At 48.2% G+C, this 18,152-nt stretch carries 16 protein-coding genes; 13 read left to right on the top strand and 3 right to left on the bottom strand.

What is annotated here, in order from left to right:
• Nucleotides 1-35 precede the first annotated feature (35 nt).
• From ACX9NY_RS20465 to ACX9NY_RS20450, 4 genes are all read left to right on the top strand, one after another.
• A complete protein-coding gene (locus tag ACX9NY_RS20465) occupies nucleotides 36-1,724 on the top strand; it encodes a hypothetical protein (RefSeq protein WP_472474751.1) in 1,689 nt (562 codons plus the stop codon).
• 164 nt (nucleotides 1,725-1,888) lie between these two features.
• Complete coding sequence (locus ACX9NY_RS20460) at nucleotides 1,889-2,620, top strand: ABC transporter ATP-binding protein (RefSeq protein ID WP_472474749.1); 732 nt, start codon at nucleotides 1,889-1,891, stop codon at nucleotides 2,618-2,620.
• Between the two features lie 19 nt (nucleotides 2,621-2,639).
• Nucleotides 2,640-3,887 (top strand): ABC transporter permease, encoded by a 1,248-nt coding sequence (locus tag ACX9NY_RS20455; RefSeq protein WP_472474747.1) that lies wholly within the window; start codon nucleotides 2,640-2,642, stop codon nucleotides 3,885-3,887.
• A gap of 112 nt (nucleotides 3,888-3,999) precedes the next feature.
• The gene (locus ACX9NY_RS20450; RefSeq protein WP_472474745.1) at nucleotides 4,000-4,386 is read left to right on the top strand and encodes a hypothetical protein; all 387 of its coding nucleotides are present in this window, start codon (nucleotides 4,000-4,002) and stop codon (nucleotides 4,384-4,386) included.
• A gap of 182 nt (nucleotides 4,387-4,568) precedes the next feature.
• Here the strand turns inward: ACX9NY_RS20450 and ACX9NY_RS20445 are convergent, their stop codons facing one another.
• Complete coding sequence (locus ACX9NY_RS20445) at nucleotides 4,569-5,837, bottom strand: BaiN/RdsA family NAD(P)/FAD-dependent oxidoreductase (RefSeq protein WP_472474743.1); 1,269 nt, start codon at nucleotides 5,835-5,837, stop codon at nucleotides 4,569-4,571.
• Between the two features lie 194 nt (nucleotides 5,838-6,031).
• Here ACX9NY_RS20445 and ACX9NY_RS20440 point away from each other — a divergent pair, with 194 nt between their 5' ends.
• The 3 genes from ACX9NY_RS20440 (at nucleotide 6,032) to nadE (ending at nucleotide 9,330) form a co-directional block, all read left to right on the top strand.
• On the top strand, nucleotides 6,032-7,726 hold the full coding sequence (locus ACX9NY_RS20440) for a two-component system sensor histidine kinase NtrB (protein ID WP_339239405.1): 1,695 nt from the start codon (nucleotides 6,032-6,034) through the stop codon (nucleotides 7,724-7,726).
• A gap of 221 nt (nucleotides 7,727-7,947) precedes the next feature.
• Complete coding sequence (locus ACX9NY_RS20435; RefSeq protein WP_278297014.1) at nucleotides 7,948-8,382, top strand: BrxA/BrxB family bacilliredoxin; 435 nt, start codon at nucleotides 7,948-7,950, stop codon at nucleotides 8,380-8,382.
• A 138-nt stretch (nucleotides 8,383-8,520) separates the two neighbouring features.
• A complete protein-coding gene (gene nadE / locus ACX9NY_RS20430) occupies nucleotides 8,521-9,330 on the top strand; it encodes an ammonia-dependent NAD(+) synthetase (RefSeq protein WP_339239406.1) in 810 nt (269 codons plus the stop codon).
• A 159-nt stretch (nucleotides 9,331-9,489) separates the two neighbouring features.
• On the opposite strand, the gene ACX9NY_RS20425 is transcribed toward nadE, so the two are convergent.
• Nucleotides 9,490-10,305 (bottom strand): alpha/beta fold hydrolase, encoded by an 816-nt coding sequence (locus ACX9NY_RS20425; RefSeq protein ID WP_472474741.1) that lies wholly within the window; start codon nucleotides 10,303-10,305, stop codon nucleotides 9,490-9,492.
• A 249-nt stretch (nucleotides 10,306-10,554) separates the two neighbouring features.
• On the opposite strand from ACX9NY_RS20425, the gene acpS reads away from it, so the two are divergent.
• Nucleotides 10,555-10,953 carry a holo-ACP synthase gene (acpS, locus tag ACX9NY_RS20420; RefSeq protein ID WP_342571768.1) on the top strand — a complete coding sequence of 133 codons (399 nt, stop codon included), beginning with the start codon at nucleotides 10,555-10,557 and terminating at the stop codon, nucleotides 10,951-10,953.
• Nucleotides 10,954-10,982: 29 nt separating this feature from the next.
• Entirely contained in the window at nucleotides 10,983-12,353 is a 1,371-nt protein-coding gene (mutY, locus tag ACX9NY_RS20415; protein WP_472474739.1) for an A/G-specific adenine glycosylase, read from the top strand.
• A gap of 270 nt (nucleotides 12,354-12,623) precedes the next feature.
• Here the strand turns inward: mutY and ACX9NY_RS20410 are convergent, their stop codons facing one another.
• Nucleotides 12,624-13,235 carry a superoxide dismutase gene (locus tag ACX9NY_RS20410; protein ID WP_150364015.1) on the bottom strand — a complete coding sequence of 204 codons (612 nt, stop codon included), beginning with the start codon at nucleotides 13,233-13,235 and terminating at the stop codon, nucleotides 12,624-12,626.
• Nucleotides 13,236-13,654: 419 nt separating this feature from the next.
• Between ACX9NY_RS20410 and ACX9NY_RS20405 the strand changes: the two genes are divergently transcribed.
• The 4 genes from ACX9NY_RS20405 to ACX9NY_RS20390 all read left to right on the top strand — a co-directional run bounded on the left by ACX9NY_RS20405 (nucleotide 13,655) and on the right by ACX9NY_RS20390 (nucleotide 18,105).
• A complete protein-coding gene (locus ACX9NY_RS20405; RefSeq protein ID WP_278297013.1) occupies nucleotides 13,655-14,080 on the top strand; it encodes a GNAT family N-acetyltransferase in 426 nt (141 codons plus the stop codon).
• A gap of 343 nt (nucleotides 14,081-14,423) precedes the next feature.
• Nucleotides 14,424-15,008: a signal peptidase I gene (gene lepB / locus ACX9NY_RS20400; RefSeq protein WP_445252807.1), complete on the top strand. Its 585-nt coding sequence runs from the start codon at nucleotides 14,424-14,426 to the stop codon at nucleotides 15,006-15,008.
• A 172-nt stretch (nucleotides 15,009-15,180) separates the two neighbouring features.
• Nucleotides 15,181-17,058 (top strand): tRNA epoxyqueuosine(34) reductase QueG, encoded by a 1,878-nt coding sequence (queG, locus tag ACX9NY_RS20395; RefSeq protein WP_472474736.1) that lies wholly within the window; start codon nucleotides 15,181-15,183, stop codon nucleotides 17,056-17,058.
• Nucleotides 17,059-17,073: 15 nt separating this feature from the next.
• Nucleotides 17,074-18,105: an HD-GYP domain-containing protein gene (locus ACX9NY_RS20390; protein ID WP_339239414.1), complete on the top strand. Its 1,032-nt coding sequence runs from the start codon at nucleotides 17,074-17,076 to the stop codon at nucleotides 18,103-18,105.
• Nucleotides 18,106-18,152 lie beyond the last annotated feature (47 nt).

Genomic DNA, 18,152 nt, shown 5'->3' with positions numbered 1-18,152 from the left:
AATTCAACCAAAATTGAGAAGGAGTGTATATAATCATGAAAAAAGTGAATCGTTGGGTAAAATTGTCGGTATTGTCGGGTACGTTGGTGGCTGGATTGCTGGGAGCTTCGCAGTCAACTTACGCAGATAGCTATAGCAATAACAGTAATGGTAATCTGGATCTGAATGCAGGTTTGCGTCTGGAACTGGGATCTCTTCTGTCAGGACACCGTGACACAGGTTACGGTACCAATGGTAGCTATGGAGGTTCATCCAGTGCAAGCGGAGCATTGAATTTGGATCTTGGACTCAATGCCGGCTTATCCTCAGAGAGCACGAACCGATACAATGATCATTCTTCCGACCACACTGCTGAGCGTAGCAGTTCTGGCAAGCTAGGCCTTGGCTTGAATGCCAATGTGTCGGGAGAAGGTACAACGATGAGCGATTATTCACGAGGCGGCGATGGTCGGAACGTAAACAGCAGCTATACGAGCGAAAGCCGTGGAGCGCTGGGTCTCGGTCTGAACCTTAATGCGGAAGGTGAGAGTGCAACAATGACTCAAACTGAACGCAACAACAGCGTGAAAGACAGCGAGCGTAACGTGGGCAAAAACGTTGCGAGCGAAAGCCGCGGTGCGCTGGATCTGGGTCTGAACGCGAAAGCGGAAGGTGAGAGTGCAACAATGGCTCAAACTGAACGCAATAACAGCGTGAATGACCGTGAGCGCAACACGAGCAGTAACTTCATGAATGAAAGCCGCGGTGCGCTGGATCTGGGTCTGAACGCCAAAGCGGAAGGTGAGAGTGCAACAATGACTCAAACTGAACGCAACAACAGCGTGAATGACCGTGATCGCAACACGAGCAGTAACTTCGCAAATGAAAGTCGTGGAAGCTTGGATCTGGGTCTGAACGCCAAAGCGGAAGGTGAGAGCGCAACAATGACTCAAACTGAACGTAACAACAGCGTGAACGACCGTGAGCGTAACACGAGCAGTAACTTCATGAATGAAAGTCGTGGAAGCTTGGATCTGGGTCTGAACGCGAAAGCGGAAGGTGAGAGTGCAACAATGGCTCAATCCGAACGCAACAACAGCGTGAAAGACAGCGAGCGTAACGTGAGCAGTAACTTCACGAACGAAAGTCGTGGAGCACTGGATCTGGGTCTGAACGCGAAAGCCGAAGGTGAGAGTGCAACAATGGCTCAATCCGAACGCAACAACAGCGTGAAAGACAGCGAGCGTAACGCAAGCAGTAATTTCATGAATGAAAGCCGTGGTGCGCATGATCTGGGTCTGAACGCCAAAGCGGAAGGTGAGAGTGCAACAATGGCTCAAACTGAACGCAATAACAGCGTGAACGACCGTGAGCGTAACACGAGCAGTAACTTTACGAACGAAAGCCGTGGAAGCTTGGATCTGGGTCTGAACGCCAAAGCGGAAGGTGAGAGTGCAACAATGGCTCAAACTGAACGCAACAACAGCGTGAAAGACAGCGAGCGTAACAAGAGCAGTAACTTCACGAACGAAAGCCGTGGTGCGCTGGATCTGGGTCTGAACGCCAAAGCGGAAGGTGAAAGTGCAATAATGACTCAAACTGAACGCAACAACAGCGTGAAAGACAGCGAGCGTAACGTGAGCAGCAGCTACGCGAGCGAAAGCCGCGGTGCGCTGGATCTGGGTCTGAACGTAGATGCGGATGCAGAAAGTGAAACTACATCTGTGGTGGAGACAAATCGGTAATATGAGATTTTCACTGTAATATGAAGAAGCAGGGGCTCCGGAACCCCTGCTTCTTTTTTTGCCGAAATAAAAACGCTCAAAATGATCAAACAAACAGCTCACAACTCGTATACAATAAAATGAGTTGATCTAATAAGCCCCGAATCAGAACAGGAGTGTTCGATATGAAGATAGAGCATGGAGGTACAGTTACACAGGAGTCCATATTGGACGTACATATTACAGAGGCAGGATACGAGCCAGGACAATCGACCATTCGCGATATTCGAATGAATGTGGCACGAGGGGAGCTGGTAGGTATTATCGGTCCAAATGGTGCGGGCAAAAGTACCACGATCAAAACACTGCTTGGTCTGCTGGAACATGCAAACTATGAAGTGACAATTGGGGGAGATGGTCGCTATGCCTATATCCCGGAGCAACCGGTTTTTTACGAATATATGACCCTATGGGAACATCTTGATCTGGCCGCAGCAGCGTATGAAATGGAAGAAGAGGTCTTTGTCGCCAGAGCGGAGGAGTTGTTGGTTCGCTTCGGCATGGACCACGTTCGGAATGATCTTCCAGCCAGTTTTTCGAAGGGCATGCGGCAGAAAATGATGCTGATGATCGGTTTTCTGTCTTCGCCGGATATCTATATCGTGGACGAGCCGTTCATCGGATTGGACCCCCGTGCAACCAAGGATTTTCTGAAATTACTTGATGATGAACGCCGCCGTGGTGCGGGTGTGCTCATGTCTACGCATGTGCTGGATACCGCTGAACGAATCTGCGACCGATTTATTCTGATTGCTTCTGGCAGATCTGCTGCCGAGGGTACATTGGATGAGATCCGTGAAGTGGCAGGACTGCCGGGAGCCTCTTTGTTCGACTGTTTTGATATACTGACGACTTAGATAGAGAGGGTGAGAGAGGATGGAAACTTCCCGGCGTTATACACCACTTCGTTTATACAAGCGAAGACGCAAAGAGCATTTCAGGGAGCAGATGAAAAACCTCAGACTCGTCGTGGATTGGACGGTGTGGGTATACCTGCTTGTTCCGGGTCTGCTCTATCTGATTGGGTGGTACATGAGTTTATGGACCAAAATGCTGCCTGCATGGGCAACAGGATTACCACTTCCCGTACTGACCGGGCTAATTGACTTGGTCATGCTTACCGGGGGTGTGCTGATATTTGTGGAGGAAGCGGATGTATTGTTTTTGAAATCAAGGTCGTTGTGGATGCGCACCCTAATGAGGCAAGGGCTCTACCGGTCCTGTCTGCAACATCTGGGCAAGATGATCTTGGTTACAGCACTAACTGCTCCTCTGTGGTCCCGTGTCTATGAGATGTCGAATCTCCAGATTGCACTTATGGCTGTCTGGTTCGGCGCAGTAGCTTCATTTCAAGCCATAACACTACATATCACGAAGGTTCGATATACGGGTTGGCGACGCTGGATTCGGATGGTCCCTCTCGTGATTGGCATAGGTTATATGACCATCCATGCGACATCATGGATACATGAACAGACGTGGAAGATTATCTTTGGCATCGTGCTTATCATGCTTCTTCTGATTACCGTTGGACAGATGAGGCTGTTAATGAAGGGAACGTTTGAAGGGGATGTACGAGAGGATCTGCGGAGCAGGCTGCAGCTTACAGCTCTAATGTTAAGTCGGGCGGTGAGCAAGCCGAAAGCTCCACGAACACGGTCCATAATCTTCCGCAAACCACGTAAATTGTTACGCAATCGTTCCATCGCGAATCGGACAGCAGAGATTGCGTTCAAGGCGTTTTTTCGGAACTCGGCCACGATGAAATTGTATTTGCAGCTTGGCGGACTATCCATTGCAGCAGTTGCATTACCTCCTTTTCCGGTCAATGTCATCGTGTGTGCGTTATTAATCATCATGTTGACGGTGATGTTTTATCGTTCCTGGGATGTTTTTGCAACGTCGGACTATGTTCAGCTTATAACGTATGACTCGGAGGCCCTGCATCGTGCAGGTTCTATGATGGTTCGAATGTTGTTCGTTCCAATTGGTATTCTGATGGGATTCACGCTGGGATTGGCCTGGCTCGGCTGGATCGTGGGTATTCTGACAGCTGCAGGGGCGGTGGCCTTCGGACTTTGTGTATTATCTATTGCCGGATGGGTTCGGCTTACACGTGTCTAAAGGAATTCCTTACTAAGTTAGAGCATATCACGCGCTATAACTGACCATGCTATAGAAGAAGAATCTCATCTATGAGTGATGAGAGATTAGCTGTAGCAAGGAGGAAGAGATAATGATGATGGATAATAGCGAATTACAGGTGCATTTCTCAGACGGTTCAGCGTTGAATGCCGCCAAAGCAACCTTGGAGGAATTGGGATATAAGCCATATCAGTCTGGCCCGCTGGAATTGTATATCCCCACAGATCGCCAAGATCCTCAGTCTGCTGTAGAGATTGTACAATCTCATGGGGGAAGTGCCGTATTTGCCTCGCAGACGGAAGAACTGGATCAGTTTCAGAACATATCAATTCCGGCTCATCTCGTGAATGAGGACTGGAATGAGGGGTATGCGAGCGGAAACCAGGGAAGCCAGACGGAGCAGGGCAGACATAACCATAGCGAGGACCCGACATACGATGATTCGGCTGATGGATTTTCAGGCAGTGTCAAGGCATAGAAGGGAAAGATCACAAGCTAAGAGTGGTTCGTTTCGTCTTACTAAAATGGAATAATGCCCAAAAACCCCGATACTCCACAGACAGTGGATATCGGGGTTTTTGACATCTGAAGCAATTCATCGCTGATGATGCCAGTAGGCATGATTTGTAATCAAAAGCGGACTTTTTTGAACAATCTCTACTATAATGTAGCGTGCTTATATTCAGCCGCATGCATGCCAGCCGTATATCCGGTGGAGAAAGCAGCAGTGATATTATATCCGCCGGTGTAGCCGTGAATATCCAGCACTTCACCGCAAAAGAATAGTCCAGGCAGCAGCTTGGATTCCATTGTTTTTGGGTATATTTCCTTTAAGTGAATTCCTCCCCCAGTGACGAAGGCTTCTTTGAGTGATCTCGTTCCGTCTGCACGGAAGGTAAAAGCTTTCATTAACCCACATAAGTTGCTTAACATGCCTTTGGGGAAATGGTGGAACGTAAGGTCATCACTGATCTCTGCCCGTTTCATCATTAATGGAATCATACGCTCTGGAACCCATGTTTTCAGTATGTTTTTGACAGCCTTGCGGGACTCTTGTTCCAATACCTGTTGAACCTGTGCTTCCAATGCACCTGCGGACAGCTCTGGGAACAGATCAATGCTCATGATGACCTGCGGGTTTCCAGACTTCATCTGAACTTTGCGGATAAATTGGCTACAACGCAATGCAACCGGTCCAGACACTCCAAAATGCGTGAAGATCATATCCCCGCGATGGGAGATGACGGTTTTTCCTTTGGCATCCAATACAGATAAGCCGATATCCCTCAATGACAAACCTTGCAGTTCTTTGGATTGAATCCAACTCTCCCCAGATACAATAGGCACTTCGGTTGGATACAACTCCGTAATCGTGTGACCCGCAGCCTCAGCCCAGGGGTAACCGTCTCCGGTTGATCCGGTTTGAGGTACGGATTTGCCACCAGTAGCGATAATGACAGAACGCCCAAGGATCGTTTTGCCGGACATCAACTTAACACCCTGTACTTGCTGACCGTTCTGAATAAGTTCCTTCACCGGTTCTTTGGTACGAATCTCAACGCCGAGGGAGACAATTTTGCCTACCAGCGCATCCACAACTGTTTTTGCTTTATCGGTTACTGGGAACATTCTGCCGTTGTCTTCTTCTTTCAGGGCGATTCCGAGATTCTCGAAGAAACGCATGATTCCCTGGTTGTCCAGATTCTGGAATGAACTATATAAAAAGCGTCCATTACCCGGAATGTGTCGGATGAGTTCATCCGTTTCCTTGGCATTGGTTACATTGCATCGACCTCCGCCAGATATGCCGAGTTTACGACCCAGTTGATCTCCTTTATCCAGCAGAAGCACGGATGCTCCATGCTCGGCAGCTGCAACGCAAGCCATCAGGCCCGCGGATCCGCCACCAATTACAATGACATCATACATATGTTATTACCCTCTTTTTTCATTGATTTTGTCTGTTTTACGTAAACTGTGTCTACTCCTGGCTTTTTCTGAAATATAATGGAGTTGAGGCAGTTCTATTGTGCAGTCTTAAGGGATATATTGTAATATACTGTCGCCTATGTTTTAATCAGAAATACATGAGGGAATGTGCAGGCAGAGGAGGAGATGGCATTGTGGTTGCGTTAAAGGACATGCTTTTACAAGTACTGCTGGCAGGGACGGCGGTATTTCTGATTCCCTTATTCCGTCTGGTACTCTCCAAGCGGGCTATTGCCAAAATGGATCATGCCGGAACCGTTTATACCAGTTTTGCTGTGACAAGTGCCCTGAGCATGCTATTGTGTCTGCTATTTGCACTCTATGCAAGCCCGGTAGCTGTACCCATATCATTAAGTATTGTACCTGTGATACTTGTTATTTTGTATTGTAAAACCGCTATAGGCGTAACGCTGTCCATTCTACATATTCTCTTCTATTTTCTGTTTGCGCATCCCTATGATCTGTACGGATTTCTCCTTCATACGGGCATTCTTCTCTATCCTATTGTATGGTTGTCTGCCAAACGATTCAAGCATAATACACCTTCACGCAAAATGACGATCCTCATTATCCTAATTACAATGGAACTGGTTGTAACGAGTCTGTTATGGATCGCATCCCTCCAGAATGAATCCACGTACTCTGCAACCTACCTGATACTTACAGCTCTTGGATATACCGCAGGAGCCATTGTTGCGGGCATTCTGAGTCTGCTATGGCTGGAACGGATGAAGCACTATCGCGGACTGGAGCAGCATCTCTCGGAAGTACACAACCGATACATAGACGAATCGGAGAAACTTCATCAGATTCTGAACGCAGTGCCGCTCTCCATTGCCACCGTAGATAAACAAGGCACAGTGATGTTTGTCAATGAGATGATGAAGCAAATGGCAAGAGAACAGCTTCCCTGTACCTCCACCCCTGATCTCATTGGACAGCCTGCCACTCAATTTGTTGAACAAGGTCAGGCGGACAAGATGGATAAAAGCATTCGCAGAGCCGTCGTTCATGGTGAGATTAGTGGATTGACCGTTCGTTACGGTGCAAACGTCTTGCAATCCCGAACCGTTCCGATCTATGCCTTTTCAACAGAGTCTGCGAGAGAAGTAACAGGAGCCATGCTGATCATTCAGGATATCACGGAGCTTGAGATGCTGCGAAGTGAACTCGATAATGTGGATCGTCTCAGTCTGGTAGGGCAGATGGCTGCAAGCATTACGCATGAGGTGCGTAATCCCATGGCAGTTGTGCGGGGCTTTCTTCAACTGATGCAGGAAAAGAGTCCGGACTCCCTGGATCACTATTACCGGATCGTTCTGGAAGAGCTGGATCGGGCCAACAGTATCATTAATGATTTTTTGTCTCTGGCTCAGAATCGTATTGCCGAGAAAGAGGAATCCCAGCTGCACGATATCATCCATGAACTCAGTCCATTGTTATGGGCGGATGCGAACCTGCGTGGTCAGAGTATTGAACTCATGCTCGCCCATAATGTGCCGAAGTTGCATCTCAATTCAAAGGAAATCAAACAGGTGGTATTGAACCTGGCCCGTAACGGGATGGAAGCCATGAATGAGAAGGGTGTGCTTACGCTGGAAACGCGGATCGTGGATGATAAGGTGGAACTGTGTGTACGTGACACAGGACCGGGTATACCCCGGGTGAAGAAGGAAAAGCTGTTTGAACCTTTTTACACGACAAAAGCCAAGGGAACCGGACTTGGATTGTCGATGTGCCTGAGTATTGTGGAACGACATAATGGAACCATCACTGTGGAATCGGAGGAAGGTCAGGGTACCACCTTCAAAGTGGCATTTGAACGTTAGTCATTCAGCATATTTTGCCAGACAATGAGACATAATATTATAGAAGAAGCCTTTCCGCAGGCGGTTTCTGAATCTTGCTTTCATTGCTTATGGATGTATAATAGGAATAGCACATCATTACATCCATAATGTTCGATATGAATGTAACGTTGTTTTGGAGAGTTATTCGCCTTTAATTCGATCGAGATCATAGAACAACCATTTATAAGGAGTGAAACCGAATGTCAATGTCATTTGATCAATACATGAAAGATATGGTTCAACCCATGCGGGATGAGTTAACTCGTCTAGGAATCCAGGAGTTGCGTACTCCTGAAGAAGTGGAAGCAAGTCTTCCAGATGCAAAAGGAACAGCACTGGTTGTCATTAACTCTGTCTGCGGATGTGCCGCAGGTCAATGCCGTCCAGGGGTGTCCCAAGCACTTCAACACGATATTACACCGGATCACCTGTACACTGTATTTGCTGGTCAGGACAAGGAAGCAACTGCAAAAGCACGTGAATTCTTTGCACCGTATCCTCCATCTTCACCGTCCATCGCTCTGATGAAAGACGGAGAACTCGTTCACTTTATCGAGCGTCATCAAGTGGAAGACCGTTCTGCAGAGGAAATTGCGGCTGATCTGACAAATGCATTTGAACGTTATTGCCGTTAATTCGCTCCATAGAACGCCCCGCCCTTCGGATCACCGATGCCGGGGCGTTTCATTTTGGATAGATAAGGTTATTGAACCATTCGGACCTTTCAAGATGGACATCAAATTTCATTAATTTAGAAACGGGGTGTGTGAACGATGAGTTTGCAACAACAGATCATCGCTGAATTGAAGGTTAAACCAAGCATTAATGAAGAAGAGGAAGTACGCAAGCGTGTTGATTTTCTGAAGACGTATGTTAAAAATGCGGGTGCCAAGGGTTTGCTGATTGCGATCAGCGGCGGTATTGACAGTGCAGTGGCAACGGCGCTTTGCAAAAAAGCGACGGACGAGCTTACGGAAGAGAATAAACAAGAGTACAAAACGCTGGGTGTGTTCCAACCTTATGGTGAACAATCCGATATCGACCACAGCTACGCTGTAGCGAAAGCATACGATCTGAAGCATGTTGTGGAAACGAATATTGAAGATGCGGTGAACGAGATTGCACTGGAAGTGGAGCAAGGATTCAAATCCTTGGGCAGCCCACGCCATATGACTCACCAAGGCAAAGGTAACGTTAAGGCGAGAACTCGTATGGTGATGCAATATGCGCTTTCGTTTGAAGAAAACCTGCTCGTTGTAGGTACGGATCATGCGTCCGAAGCCATCACGGGCTTCTATACCAAATGGGGCGATGGTGCTGTCGATATCACACCACTGAGCACGCTGAACAAACGTCAGGTACGCCAGCTGGCAGCATATTTGAAAGTGCCACAGGCTATTTTGGACAAGGCACCATCTGCAGGGCTATGGGAAGGTCAGACGGACGAAGATGAGCTGGGAATTTCTTATGAAGCGAACAGTGATTATCTCGAAGGAAAACAGATCGATCCGGCTGCCCAAGAGCGCCTCGAAGCGTTCTATACGCGTACACATCACAAACGCAATGCCATTCCGGGTATCTAATACGGATGGATGAGCAAGCTTGTTATAAGCTGTTAACACCAATATTGAAATACATTCCCTCTTAGGGAATGCAAAAGAGTCACTGCTCACACAGTGACTCTTTTTTTATGTGGAACGAGAAACTGCAAAAATCCAGGTGACTACAATATTAAAGAAGAGTTAGCTACTCCAGTCTTTGATCTGTTGCAGGGTCTGGGTGATGACTTGTTCCAGTTGCGGAGTTGTTTCTTTAAATGGATGAACAGTATTGAAGGTATGGTTTCCCTCATTAATCTGGTGCCATGGGATATCAGGACGGGCTTGAACAAGTGCAGCAGAACCCTCCCGAAGACGCTGCGGATCTTCCGTTCCCTGAATGAGTGCGACTCGCAAAGGTGAAGAAGACAGGCGGTCAATAATAGCGTAACGTTCGCTGTGCTTGTCCAGGTCTTCCAGTATAGACACGTCCAGTGGCATCTGCTGACCTGTACGTCCGTTAACGACATGGCTGCGGCTCTGCGTACGCATTTCTTCTTTTTGCTCCGCTGTGAAGAGATCCAGATTGGTTACGCCATTCCAGGAGATGACACCTGCCACCTGTTCGGGATGATCCAGTGCATAGACGAGACTTACGCCCGCACCGCGACTATGACCAACTAGGTACACAGGAAGTCCGGTGAATTCAGGTTGTGTAGCTACATGCTCCAGTACCAGGGCCAGATCGGCAAGCTCCCGGGTGTAGGTATTGACTGCGAACTTTTCCAGTTCGGAGAATTGCTCCGGATATTCACCGATACCGTTGTGAGAGAAATTAAAGGTCAATACATGATGCGTCTGGCTTAGCTGTGAAGCTGCGTAAGGGAACATGCCCCAGTCTTTGAAGCCTTTGTATCCGTGAGACAGAATGATGACGCCCTGAGCGGGGTGTTGTGCAGGGAAAAAGTCGCCGCGAATGATAGCATCTACGTCAGTGGGCAATTCAAAAGTGATGGGCATAATTCAGACCTCCTCAGAATTTCAGACGATTCCTGATTTATATTTTAGCATATATGGTAATGCCGATAGGTACTCGCTTCTGGACGCCCCTCCTGCTACAATAGAATACGTGTTCGGAGAGTTACGGATCATGTGATTGAATGGGGATATTTTACAATGCATGTTCAAAAAGAGCGGTTTTCAGTACCGAGAAGGTGGGACTTTTGAACAACCTCTTACAGTATAAAAGATTAAGCGGGTGAAGCGTTGATGATATATGGCATTGGCAATGATGTGCTGGAGATTGGACGTATGCGGAAGCTGCTGTCCGGTCGCCATGCGGAAGCTTTTTTGAAACGAATATTAACGCCAGCAGAGCGGGAGATCGCGGTTCGTCGAGGGAAGCGGATGACGGAGTTTGTATCCGGTCGATTTGCAGCGAAAGAAGCGGTGTCCAAGGCATTTGGGTGCGGTATTGGTGGCATTATGGGCTTTACTGACATCGAAGTGCTGCCTGATGGGACAGGACGTCCGGTGGCCTCGCTGTCCAGTCAGGCCTGGGAACGCCTGCAGCTGCCATACGACAAACAATATGACATACATTTGAGCATTACGCATCAGACGGAATTGGCAGCGGCCTTTGCGATCGTAGAACAGATGGAAAAGTAGCTAGCTTGGCAATAGGAGAGGACGGAAATATGGGTTTACAGGAACAGAAACAACATTTCAGCGTGAATTTGCTGGACTGGTATATGATCAACCGACGGGATTTGCCGTGGCGTCGCCACAACAATCCGTATTTTACGTGGGTATCAGAGATTATGCTTCAGCAGACACGGGTCGATACGGTCATTCCGTATTTCAATCGTTTTATCGGGAATTTTCCAACCGTGCAGGCACTTGCGGAAGCACCCGAGGAGGATGTTCTGAAAAATTGGGAGGGACTCGGCTATTACTCCCGTGCACGTAATCTTCAGGCGGCTGCGAGACAAGTCATGGAGCTGCACGGAGGCGAGATGCCTCAGGACAAGCAGGCTGTCTTCGCATTAAAAGGGGTTGGCCCGTATACTGCCGGGGCCATTCTCAGCATTGCCTTCAACCAGCCGCAGCCTGCGGTAGATGGCAATGTTATGCGGGTCCTGTCCCGATACTTCCTCATTGATGAGGACATTATGAAGGGCAGCACCCGGGTGTTGATGGAAGAGCTCGCAGGAGAGCTCATTCCGGAAGGGCGAGCGCGTGATTTCAATCAGGCGCTGATGGAACTTGGCGCGCTGGTGTGCACGCCCAAAGCGCCGCATTGCCTGACTTGCCCGGTCATGGAGCAATGTTCCGGCCGCATCGCCGGAAGAGAGCTTACGCTGCCGGTCAAGACCAAGGCGAAGCCGCCGCGGCCTGAGCAGCGGCTGGTCGCGATTGTGGAGGGCCGCGGCGATCACCGCGGCCAAGTGCTTGTGCGCCAGCGCCCAGACACGGGCCTGCTGGCCCGGATGTGGGAGCTGCCGCATGTGCTCGCGGCGCCCGCCGCAGCCAGCAAGAAGGCGGCGCCGCTGGCGGATGAGCCGGCCATGGCCTTGCTGGCCGGCAGTCTGTGGGCGGAAGGCTTCGCTGCCCGCCCGGAAGGGCTGGCTACCCATGCGGAGCATGTGTTCAGCCACATTGTCTGGAGCTTGCAGGTGTACAAGTGTACCGAGCAGGACCAGAGCAGTGAGCTTCCGCTAATCGCAGCGGAAGCCAGAGCCGCCTACGACGCACAGGCGGCAACGAAGGAGGGCACAGCCTCATCTTCTGCTGTGTCACCTGAGTCAGCCACAACGCATTCATCGGAGCCAGGCACGCCTGATTCGCAGAACATTATCTCAACATCGCTTAACGATGGAGAGAAGTTAATGTCCCCATCTGATGTTAGTGAACTGGCGCTGAACACTCCGACACTGACAGGGAAAGGCGATGGCTTGACCTACCGCTGGATCGGACCGGAAGATATGGACAAGATGGCATTTCCGAATATATTTCTGAAGATGATCAGCAGTTATTTTGCCGGTGCGTATGATCAAGTGAATGATTAAATGGGGGAGCTAACGAATCTGAGTGACGTTATCTTAGCTAAATTAACCTAAAAGTGCGAATCAACGCCCTTATTTTGGGAAATAGTTATGCTGAGATTCGTTAGGTTCACGATACGATGAAATATGGAGCAATAGCGTGTCTGTGGTTCGTTAGAAAAGATATCCATTAACTATAACTATACCGATTGCGATAGCAAAAAGAGAGCCTGATCACGGTCACGATGACCGAATCAGGCTCTCTTTTATGTTAACTGTTGCATGCGAACAGTCTTATTTTGCAGAAGCGTAACGCTTGTTAACTTCATCCCAGTTGATTACATTCCAGAAAGCACCGATGTAATCAGGACGTTTGTTTTGATATTTCAGGTAGTAAGCGTGCTCCCATACATCCAGACCCAGAACCGGAGTCAGACCTTCGAAGAGAGGGCTGTCTTGGTTAGGTGTGCTAGTGATGGACAACTTGCCATCTTTGCCAACTACGAGCCAAGCCCAGCCGGAACCGAAGCGAGTTGTAGCTGCTTTAGCGAAATCTTCTTTGAATTTATCAAAGCCACCCAGTTCGCTATCAATTGCTGCAGCGATATCGCCTGTAGGAGCGCCGCCGCCGTTAGGTCCGATGATTTCCCAGAACAAGCTGTGGTTAGCATGTCCACCACCATTGTTGCGAACCGCTGTGCGGATGCCTTCAGGTACGCTGTCAAGGTTAGCAATCAGATCTTCCAAGCTTTTTTCTTGCAGTTCAGGAGCGCTTTCCAGAGCTGCGTTCAAGTTCGTTACATAAGTATTGTGATGGCGATCGTGGTGAATTTCCATCGTTTGTGCATCGATATGTGGTTCCAATGCGTCGTTAGCGTAAGGAAGTGCCGGTAATTGAAAAGCCATAATGAAATACCTCCTGAGATTTTAGGTTTTTTTTAAATCAGGTACATATGTAATAATACCCTTGCCACTAATATTAAACCGCATTCGGGCTAATTAAGCAACATTTTTGTTTATTAAGTCCCCCGAAGCGTTGATTTAATCATGGGCCAGAGATAACAAACATATTTTACCCTTTATGAATATATTTATGTGATTTTAATAGACAAAAAAGCAAAAACTTGAATAATCTTATTGTAAACGGTTACAATTAAGCGCTTTCAAAAGAAAATGCGTGTTTTATGGAGTAAAGTATGGTTTAATTGACGAAGAAGCGGTATTTTCTCGTTTTTTGTCATTATATGAACATTGGGTTTTTGGTAAAAGGGAACTCCTTTTTGTAAAAAACCTCATCTAAGCTAACGAAAAGGGAGATTTAAGACATGCACGTTCGTTCCTTTCAGTTGAGTGATGCAAGCCAGATGACGGAGCTTCTCCAGGTTGCGCTATCGGAAGAGTGTTATGAGAACACGATGGGCCCGTTTGCCCGTCAATTGTCATGGGATTCTGACCTAATCATGGTTGCGGAAGAAGAGGGAGACCTCGTCGGCGCTTTGATCGGTACGATTGATCAAAACCAGGGTTGCATCTACCGTATTGCGGTACATCCAGACTATCGTCGCCGTGGAGTCGGCAAAACACTTGTCGAGGCTATGGAACAAAGGTTCCAGCAGCGTAAAGTCAGCCAGGTATGGGTGGCGGGTGATGAGCACAACAAAGTAGCCATGCCTCTATATGAAGCTATGGGTTACGGTGCCAATCAGATTATGAGCGCTTTCCAGAATCTTAGTATTTTGTCTAAAGCTTAGTTTGCATGTTTAAAAAGAAATAAAAAAGATGTTCATTTCATATTAGGCATATCTCTTTAACGTGTAAGAACGTGAGAGATGTGCCTTTCTATTTGTATGAAGGACCTTTACGTAATATTCCTCTGATTTTCTCATTCTCTGAACACGCTTCGGTGTCTCCCATTCAATTAGACCACTGCGCCTAATCAGGCTATACACATGATATCCAAGGTATTGGTGCTCATAACCAATTGTTTCACTCTTCCAAATGAAGTAGACTGAAGGGGAGTATGATCATCATTTTGCAAGCTCAATTCAACTAATTAATAAATGAGGTGTCCCTTTGAATTCCAATCATCATTCAATGGAACATATGGCTTCCGAGGAACGTAATCAACCGCCAAAGCCTGAACAACCGGAGAAATCCTGGGTGGTCGAGCTGTGGGACTGGGTCAAAACGATTGTTGTTGCTTTTGTCATCATGATGCTGCTGAACCTGTTTGTGTTTAATCTGTCGATGGTCAAGGGACAGTCCATGCAGCCGACATTGGTTGAGCGAGATCGTCTTTTCGTGAACAAAATTGTATATCATCTGGATACACCTTCCCGATCCGATGTAATTGTACTTCGTGATCCAAGTGAAGGTGTGGAGAAGAAGGATTTTCTGGTAAAACGGATCGTAGGACTTCCGGGAGATACCATTGAAGTCAGGGATCACCATCTGTATGTGAACGGCGAGCGTCAAGCGGAAACATACACCGATATCGAGGTGCAAGATCCCGATTTTGGCCCAATCACACTGGAGCCGGATCATTTCTTCGTGATGGGAGATAATCGTCATGAAGGCAAAAGTAAGGATAGCCGAGTGTTTGGCAGTATTACATCTGACCAGATTGTGGGCAAGGCTGAATTTATTTTCTGGCCGTTTTCTGAATTGAAGAAATTGTAAAATTATGACAGGACAACAACTTCAGACTGCATTTTGCGTTAAACCATATAGACTCGATCCGTTTTGAATGCAAGTAAGCAAGGCATATATAGAAATTAACGCCTGTCCTCTTACCGTGAGGCGGGCGTTCACTATTTACGGAATACGTGTCGGAAGAAGAGAGGGAAGAGAAATGACGAGCGTACAGACCGGGGCAGCACAGGAAGCCTCCGTATGGGAGAAGTTAAAACAGGAGATCAAGGCAGCTGGCCCCGGACTGGGCATTGATGATATCGGATTTGCTTCGGCGGATCCCTTTGTTTCCCTGAAGTCGCTGTTGGAGCAGTCGCGGGATAAGGGGTATGCTTCAGGTTTTGAAGAACCAGATATTGAAAAAAGGGTACACCCTTCCTTAAAGGAGGGCGAACCGGCGTCTCTTATTGCGATAGCAGTAGCGTATCAGTCCAAGATGGTGAATCCACCGAAATCGGAGCCTGGTGCGTATCGCGGCATTTTTGCCCGTTCAGCTTGGGGTCAGGACTATCATCAGGTGCTGCGTACAGCGATGGACAAGTTGGTAAACTTTATACGTGAACGTGTACCTGAAGCCATGATCGAAAGCATGGTAGACACAGGAGCACTGGTGGATCGTGCGGTGTCCCAGCGTGCGGGGATTGGTTTTAGCGCCAAGAACTGTGCCATTATATCACCCAAATTCGGTTCATGGATTTTTCTCGGGGAACTGGTGACGAATATTCCCTTTCAACCGGACACTCCTGTGACCGAAGACTGTGGTGAATGTACGAAATGTATTGATGCTTGTCCGACAGGCGCATTGGTTGGGCCGGGGCAGTTGAATTCACAGCGTTGTATTTCTTTTGTAACCCAGACGAAAGGGTTCGTGGATGAAGAATTTATGCTGAAAATAGGCAACCGTCTGTACGGTTGTGACACATGTCAGATTGTCTGTCCGAAGAACCGGGGCAAGAACTGGGATCACCATCCCGAGTTTCACCCCGATCCGGAGATTGTGAAGCCACTCCTGCTGCCGTTACTGGATATCGGTAATCGGGAATTCAAGGAACGTTTCGGTCAGAGTTCTGCCGCTTGGCGGGGCAAGAAGCCAATTCAACGCAATGCCGTTATTGCCCTGGGCAATTTCAAAGACAAAAGTGCTGTACCCAAACTTACAGAAGTACTAAAACGTGATCCGCGCCCCGAGTTGCGGGGAACCGCAGCCTGGGCGTTAAGCAGAATTGGAGGAGAAGACGCCATGAGAGCAATTGGGGAAGCTGCCGCTAACGAACAAGATGGGAACGTACTAAGCATGCTGCAGAAGGCCGAGGAGCGACTGAGTTCGTCCGAGACCTTACCCAAACAGCCAGAGGCTGGACAAGTGAGTGAGAAGCAGCCAGAGCAACAGAAAGAGCGCAATGCATTACAGGCGTTACAACAGGATTTGAAAATGGAAGCGGGGAATGAACCGGGTAGTGAGGAGCCTGCACAGCCTGCCAAACCAGAAGCCGCAGCGTGGAGGCCTTCTGCAGTTACGGGTCTTCATGGCAAGCCCGTATACTACGATGAGGTACTGACACCGATTGGTACACTTACGTTATGCGCGACGGATGAAGGACTGTGTCACATTGATTTTGGCGCATTTCACGTACGTGAGGCTCATCTGCAACAATGGGCCCGTACCTGGATTGGCGAGTATCGATATGAGAAGAATGAAGAGAAGCTCAGCGAAGCTGCACAGCAGGTACAGCAGTATTTTGCAGGGGAGAGAAAAACGTTCGACTTGCAGCTTGATCAGCTTGGAACACCATTCCAACTACAAGTATGGCAGGTTCTGTCCGATATATCTTATGGAGAGGCCTCATCACACCAACAGGTTGCGGAAAAGATCGGCAGACCCAAGGCTGTTCGTGCAGTTCTGGACGCCATTAGCAAAAATCCGATTCCGATTATTATTCCCTGTCACCGCATCAGCGGTAAAGATGGAACCCTGGTGGGTTATGTAGGCGGTCTGCAAACCAAGGAGCAATTGCTCGCATTGGAGCAGCAATCGTAAGAGCGGGGGACGTTCATGAAGTATGTAAACGTGGAGAGCGTGGAAGCGGGGGAACTTCTGGGCAAGACGGTATATTCCAGTAACGGTACGGTACTGTTGTCCGCCGGAGTCCAGCTCACCGTATATATGGTCAATACGCTGAAGCGTATTGGCGTGACCATGCTATACATCCAGGATGAAGCGTACAAAGATGTGGATACAGAGGACATTCTGGATGAAACCACGAAACGGGCAATAATTAACGAAATGAGTGTCACACTCGAATCCATTCGATCCGGCAAAGATTGGAGTCCTAGAAAGGTCGCCCTCAGTATAGAGAAGTTGCTAAACGATGTACTGAACGGACGTGAACTGCTCGTGCAGCTTACCGATATTCGTACCAAAGACAATGCACAGTATGTTCATGCGATGAATGTATGTTTGTTATCTTCGGTCATCGGACTGAATATGGGACTCAATTATAATCAACTGAAGGACCTTGCTGTGGGGGCATTATTGCATGATATTGGCAAAGTGGGGGAACCTCCTGGCAGTGGCTCGGTTGCAAATTCTTCGCTGCACCATACATGGCGGGGATTCGAAGTGATTAAGAACAAGCGGGAGTTCAGTCTGTTGGTCGCCCATACAGCCCTGCAACATCATGAGCATGTTGATGGTACAGGTATGCCAAGAGGTATTAAAGGGAATGACATCCATCTGTTTGCGAGAATCGTCAGTGTGGCTAATATCTATGATAATCTTATTAATGGGTTATTGAAGGACAGTCTGTTGCCACACGAGGCATGTGAAGAGATGATGGCGTTGTCTGGTACAAAGCTGGATCGGGACATTCTGATCGAGTTCAACAAGAGTGTATCCGTGTATCCCAACGGTACTGCAGTACGACTGTCTACCAAAGAGACTGGCGTCATTGTGCGCCAACATCGGGGATTGCCCGGCAGACCTGTAATCCGGGTGGCGCGCGGAAGTACGCGTTATTCTCTGGATGTGGTTGAAATTGATCTGGCTCAGCATACAACCGTTTTCATTGAAGCCGTCATGACGTAGCTTGTGTGCGGTTCAACTGGAAAATCCGTTTGCTCAAGGCGTGCGGA

It is taken from the genome of Paenibacillus sp. CB74 (genome assembly GCF_055687625.1).
Note: the sequence above shows the minus strand (reverse complement) of the source record. Positions and strands in the feature narration are given on the sequence as shown.

Bases quoted from the DNA above. Each gene is read 5' to 3' on its own strand.
- ACX9NY_RS20465 (WP_472474751.1), top strand. From the start codon at position 36: ATGAAAAAAGTGAATCGTTGGGTAAAATTGTCGGTATTGTCGGGTACG.
- ACX9NY_RS20460 (WP_472474749.1), top strand. From the start codon at position 1,889: ATGAAGATAGAGCATGGAGGTACAGTTACACAGGAGTCCATATTGGAC.
- ACX9NY_RS20455 (WP_472474747.1), top strand. From the start codon at position 2,640: ATGGAAACTTCCCGGCGTTATACACCACTTCGTTTATACAAGCGAAGA.
- ACX9NY_RS20450 (WP_472474745.1), top strand. From the start codon at position 4,000: ATGATGATGGATAATAGCGAATTACAGGTGCATTTCTCAGACGGTTCA.
- ACX9NY_RS20445 (WP_472474743.1), bottom strand. From the start codon at position 5,837: ATGTATGATGTCATTGTAATTGGTGGCGGATCCGCGGGCCTGATGGCT.
- ACX9NY_RS20435 (WP_278297014.1), top strand. From the start codon at position 7,948: ATGTCAATGTCATTTGATCAATACATGAAAGATATGGTTCAACCCATG.
- nadE (WP_339239406.1), top strand. From the start codon at position 8,521: ATGAGTTTGCAACAACAGATCATCGCTGAATTGAAGGTTAAACCAAGC.
- ACX9NY_RS20425 (WP_472474741.1), bottom strand. From the start codon at position 10,305: ATGCCCATCACTTTTGAATTGCCCACTGACGTAGATGCTATCATTCGC.
- acpS (WP_342571768.1), top strand. From the start codon at position 10,555: ATGATATATGGCATTGGCAATGATGTGCTGGAGATTGGACGTATGCGG.
- mutY (WP_472474739.1), top strand. From the start codon at position 10,983: ATGGGTTTACAGGAACAGAAACAACATTTCAGCGTGAATTTGCTGGAC.
- ACX9NY_RS20410 (WP_150364015.1), bottom strand. From the start codon at position 13,235: ATGGCTTTTCAATTACCGGCACTTCCTTACGCTAACGACGCATTGGAA.
- ACX9NY_RS20405 (WP_278297013.1), top strand. From the start codon at position 13,655: ATGCACGTTCGTTCCTTTCAGTTGAGTGATGCAAGCCAGATGACGGAG.
- lepB (WP_445252807.1), top strand. From the start codon at position 14,424: ATGGAACATATGGCTTCCGAGGAACGTAATCAACCGCCAAAGCCTGAA.
- queG (WP_472474736.1), top strand. From the start codon at position 15,181: ATGACGAGCGTACAGACCGGGGCAGCACAGGAAGCCTCCGTATGGGAG.
- ACX9NY_RS20390 (WP_339239414.1), top strand. From the start codon at position 17,074: ATGAAGTATGTAAACGTGGAGAGCGTGGAAGCGGGGGAACTTCTGGGC.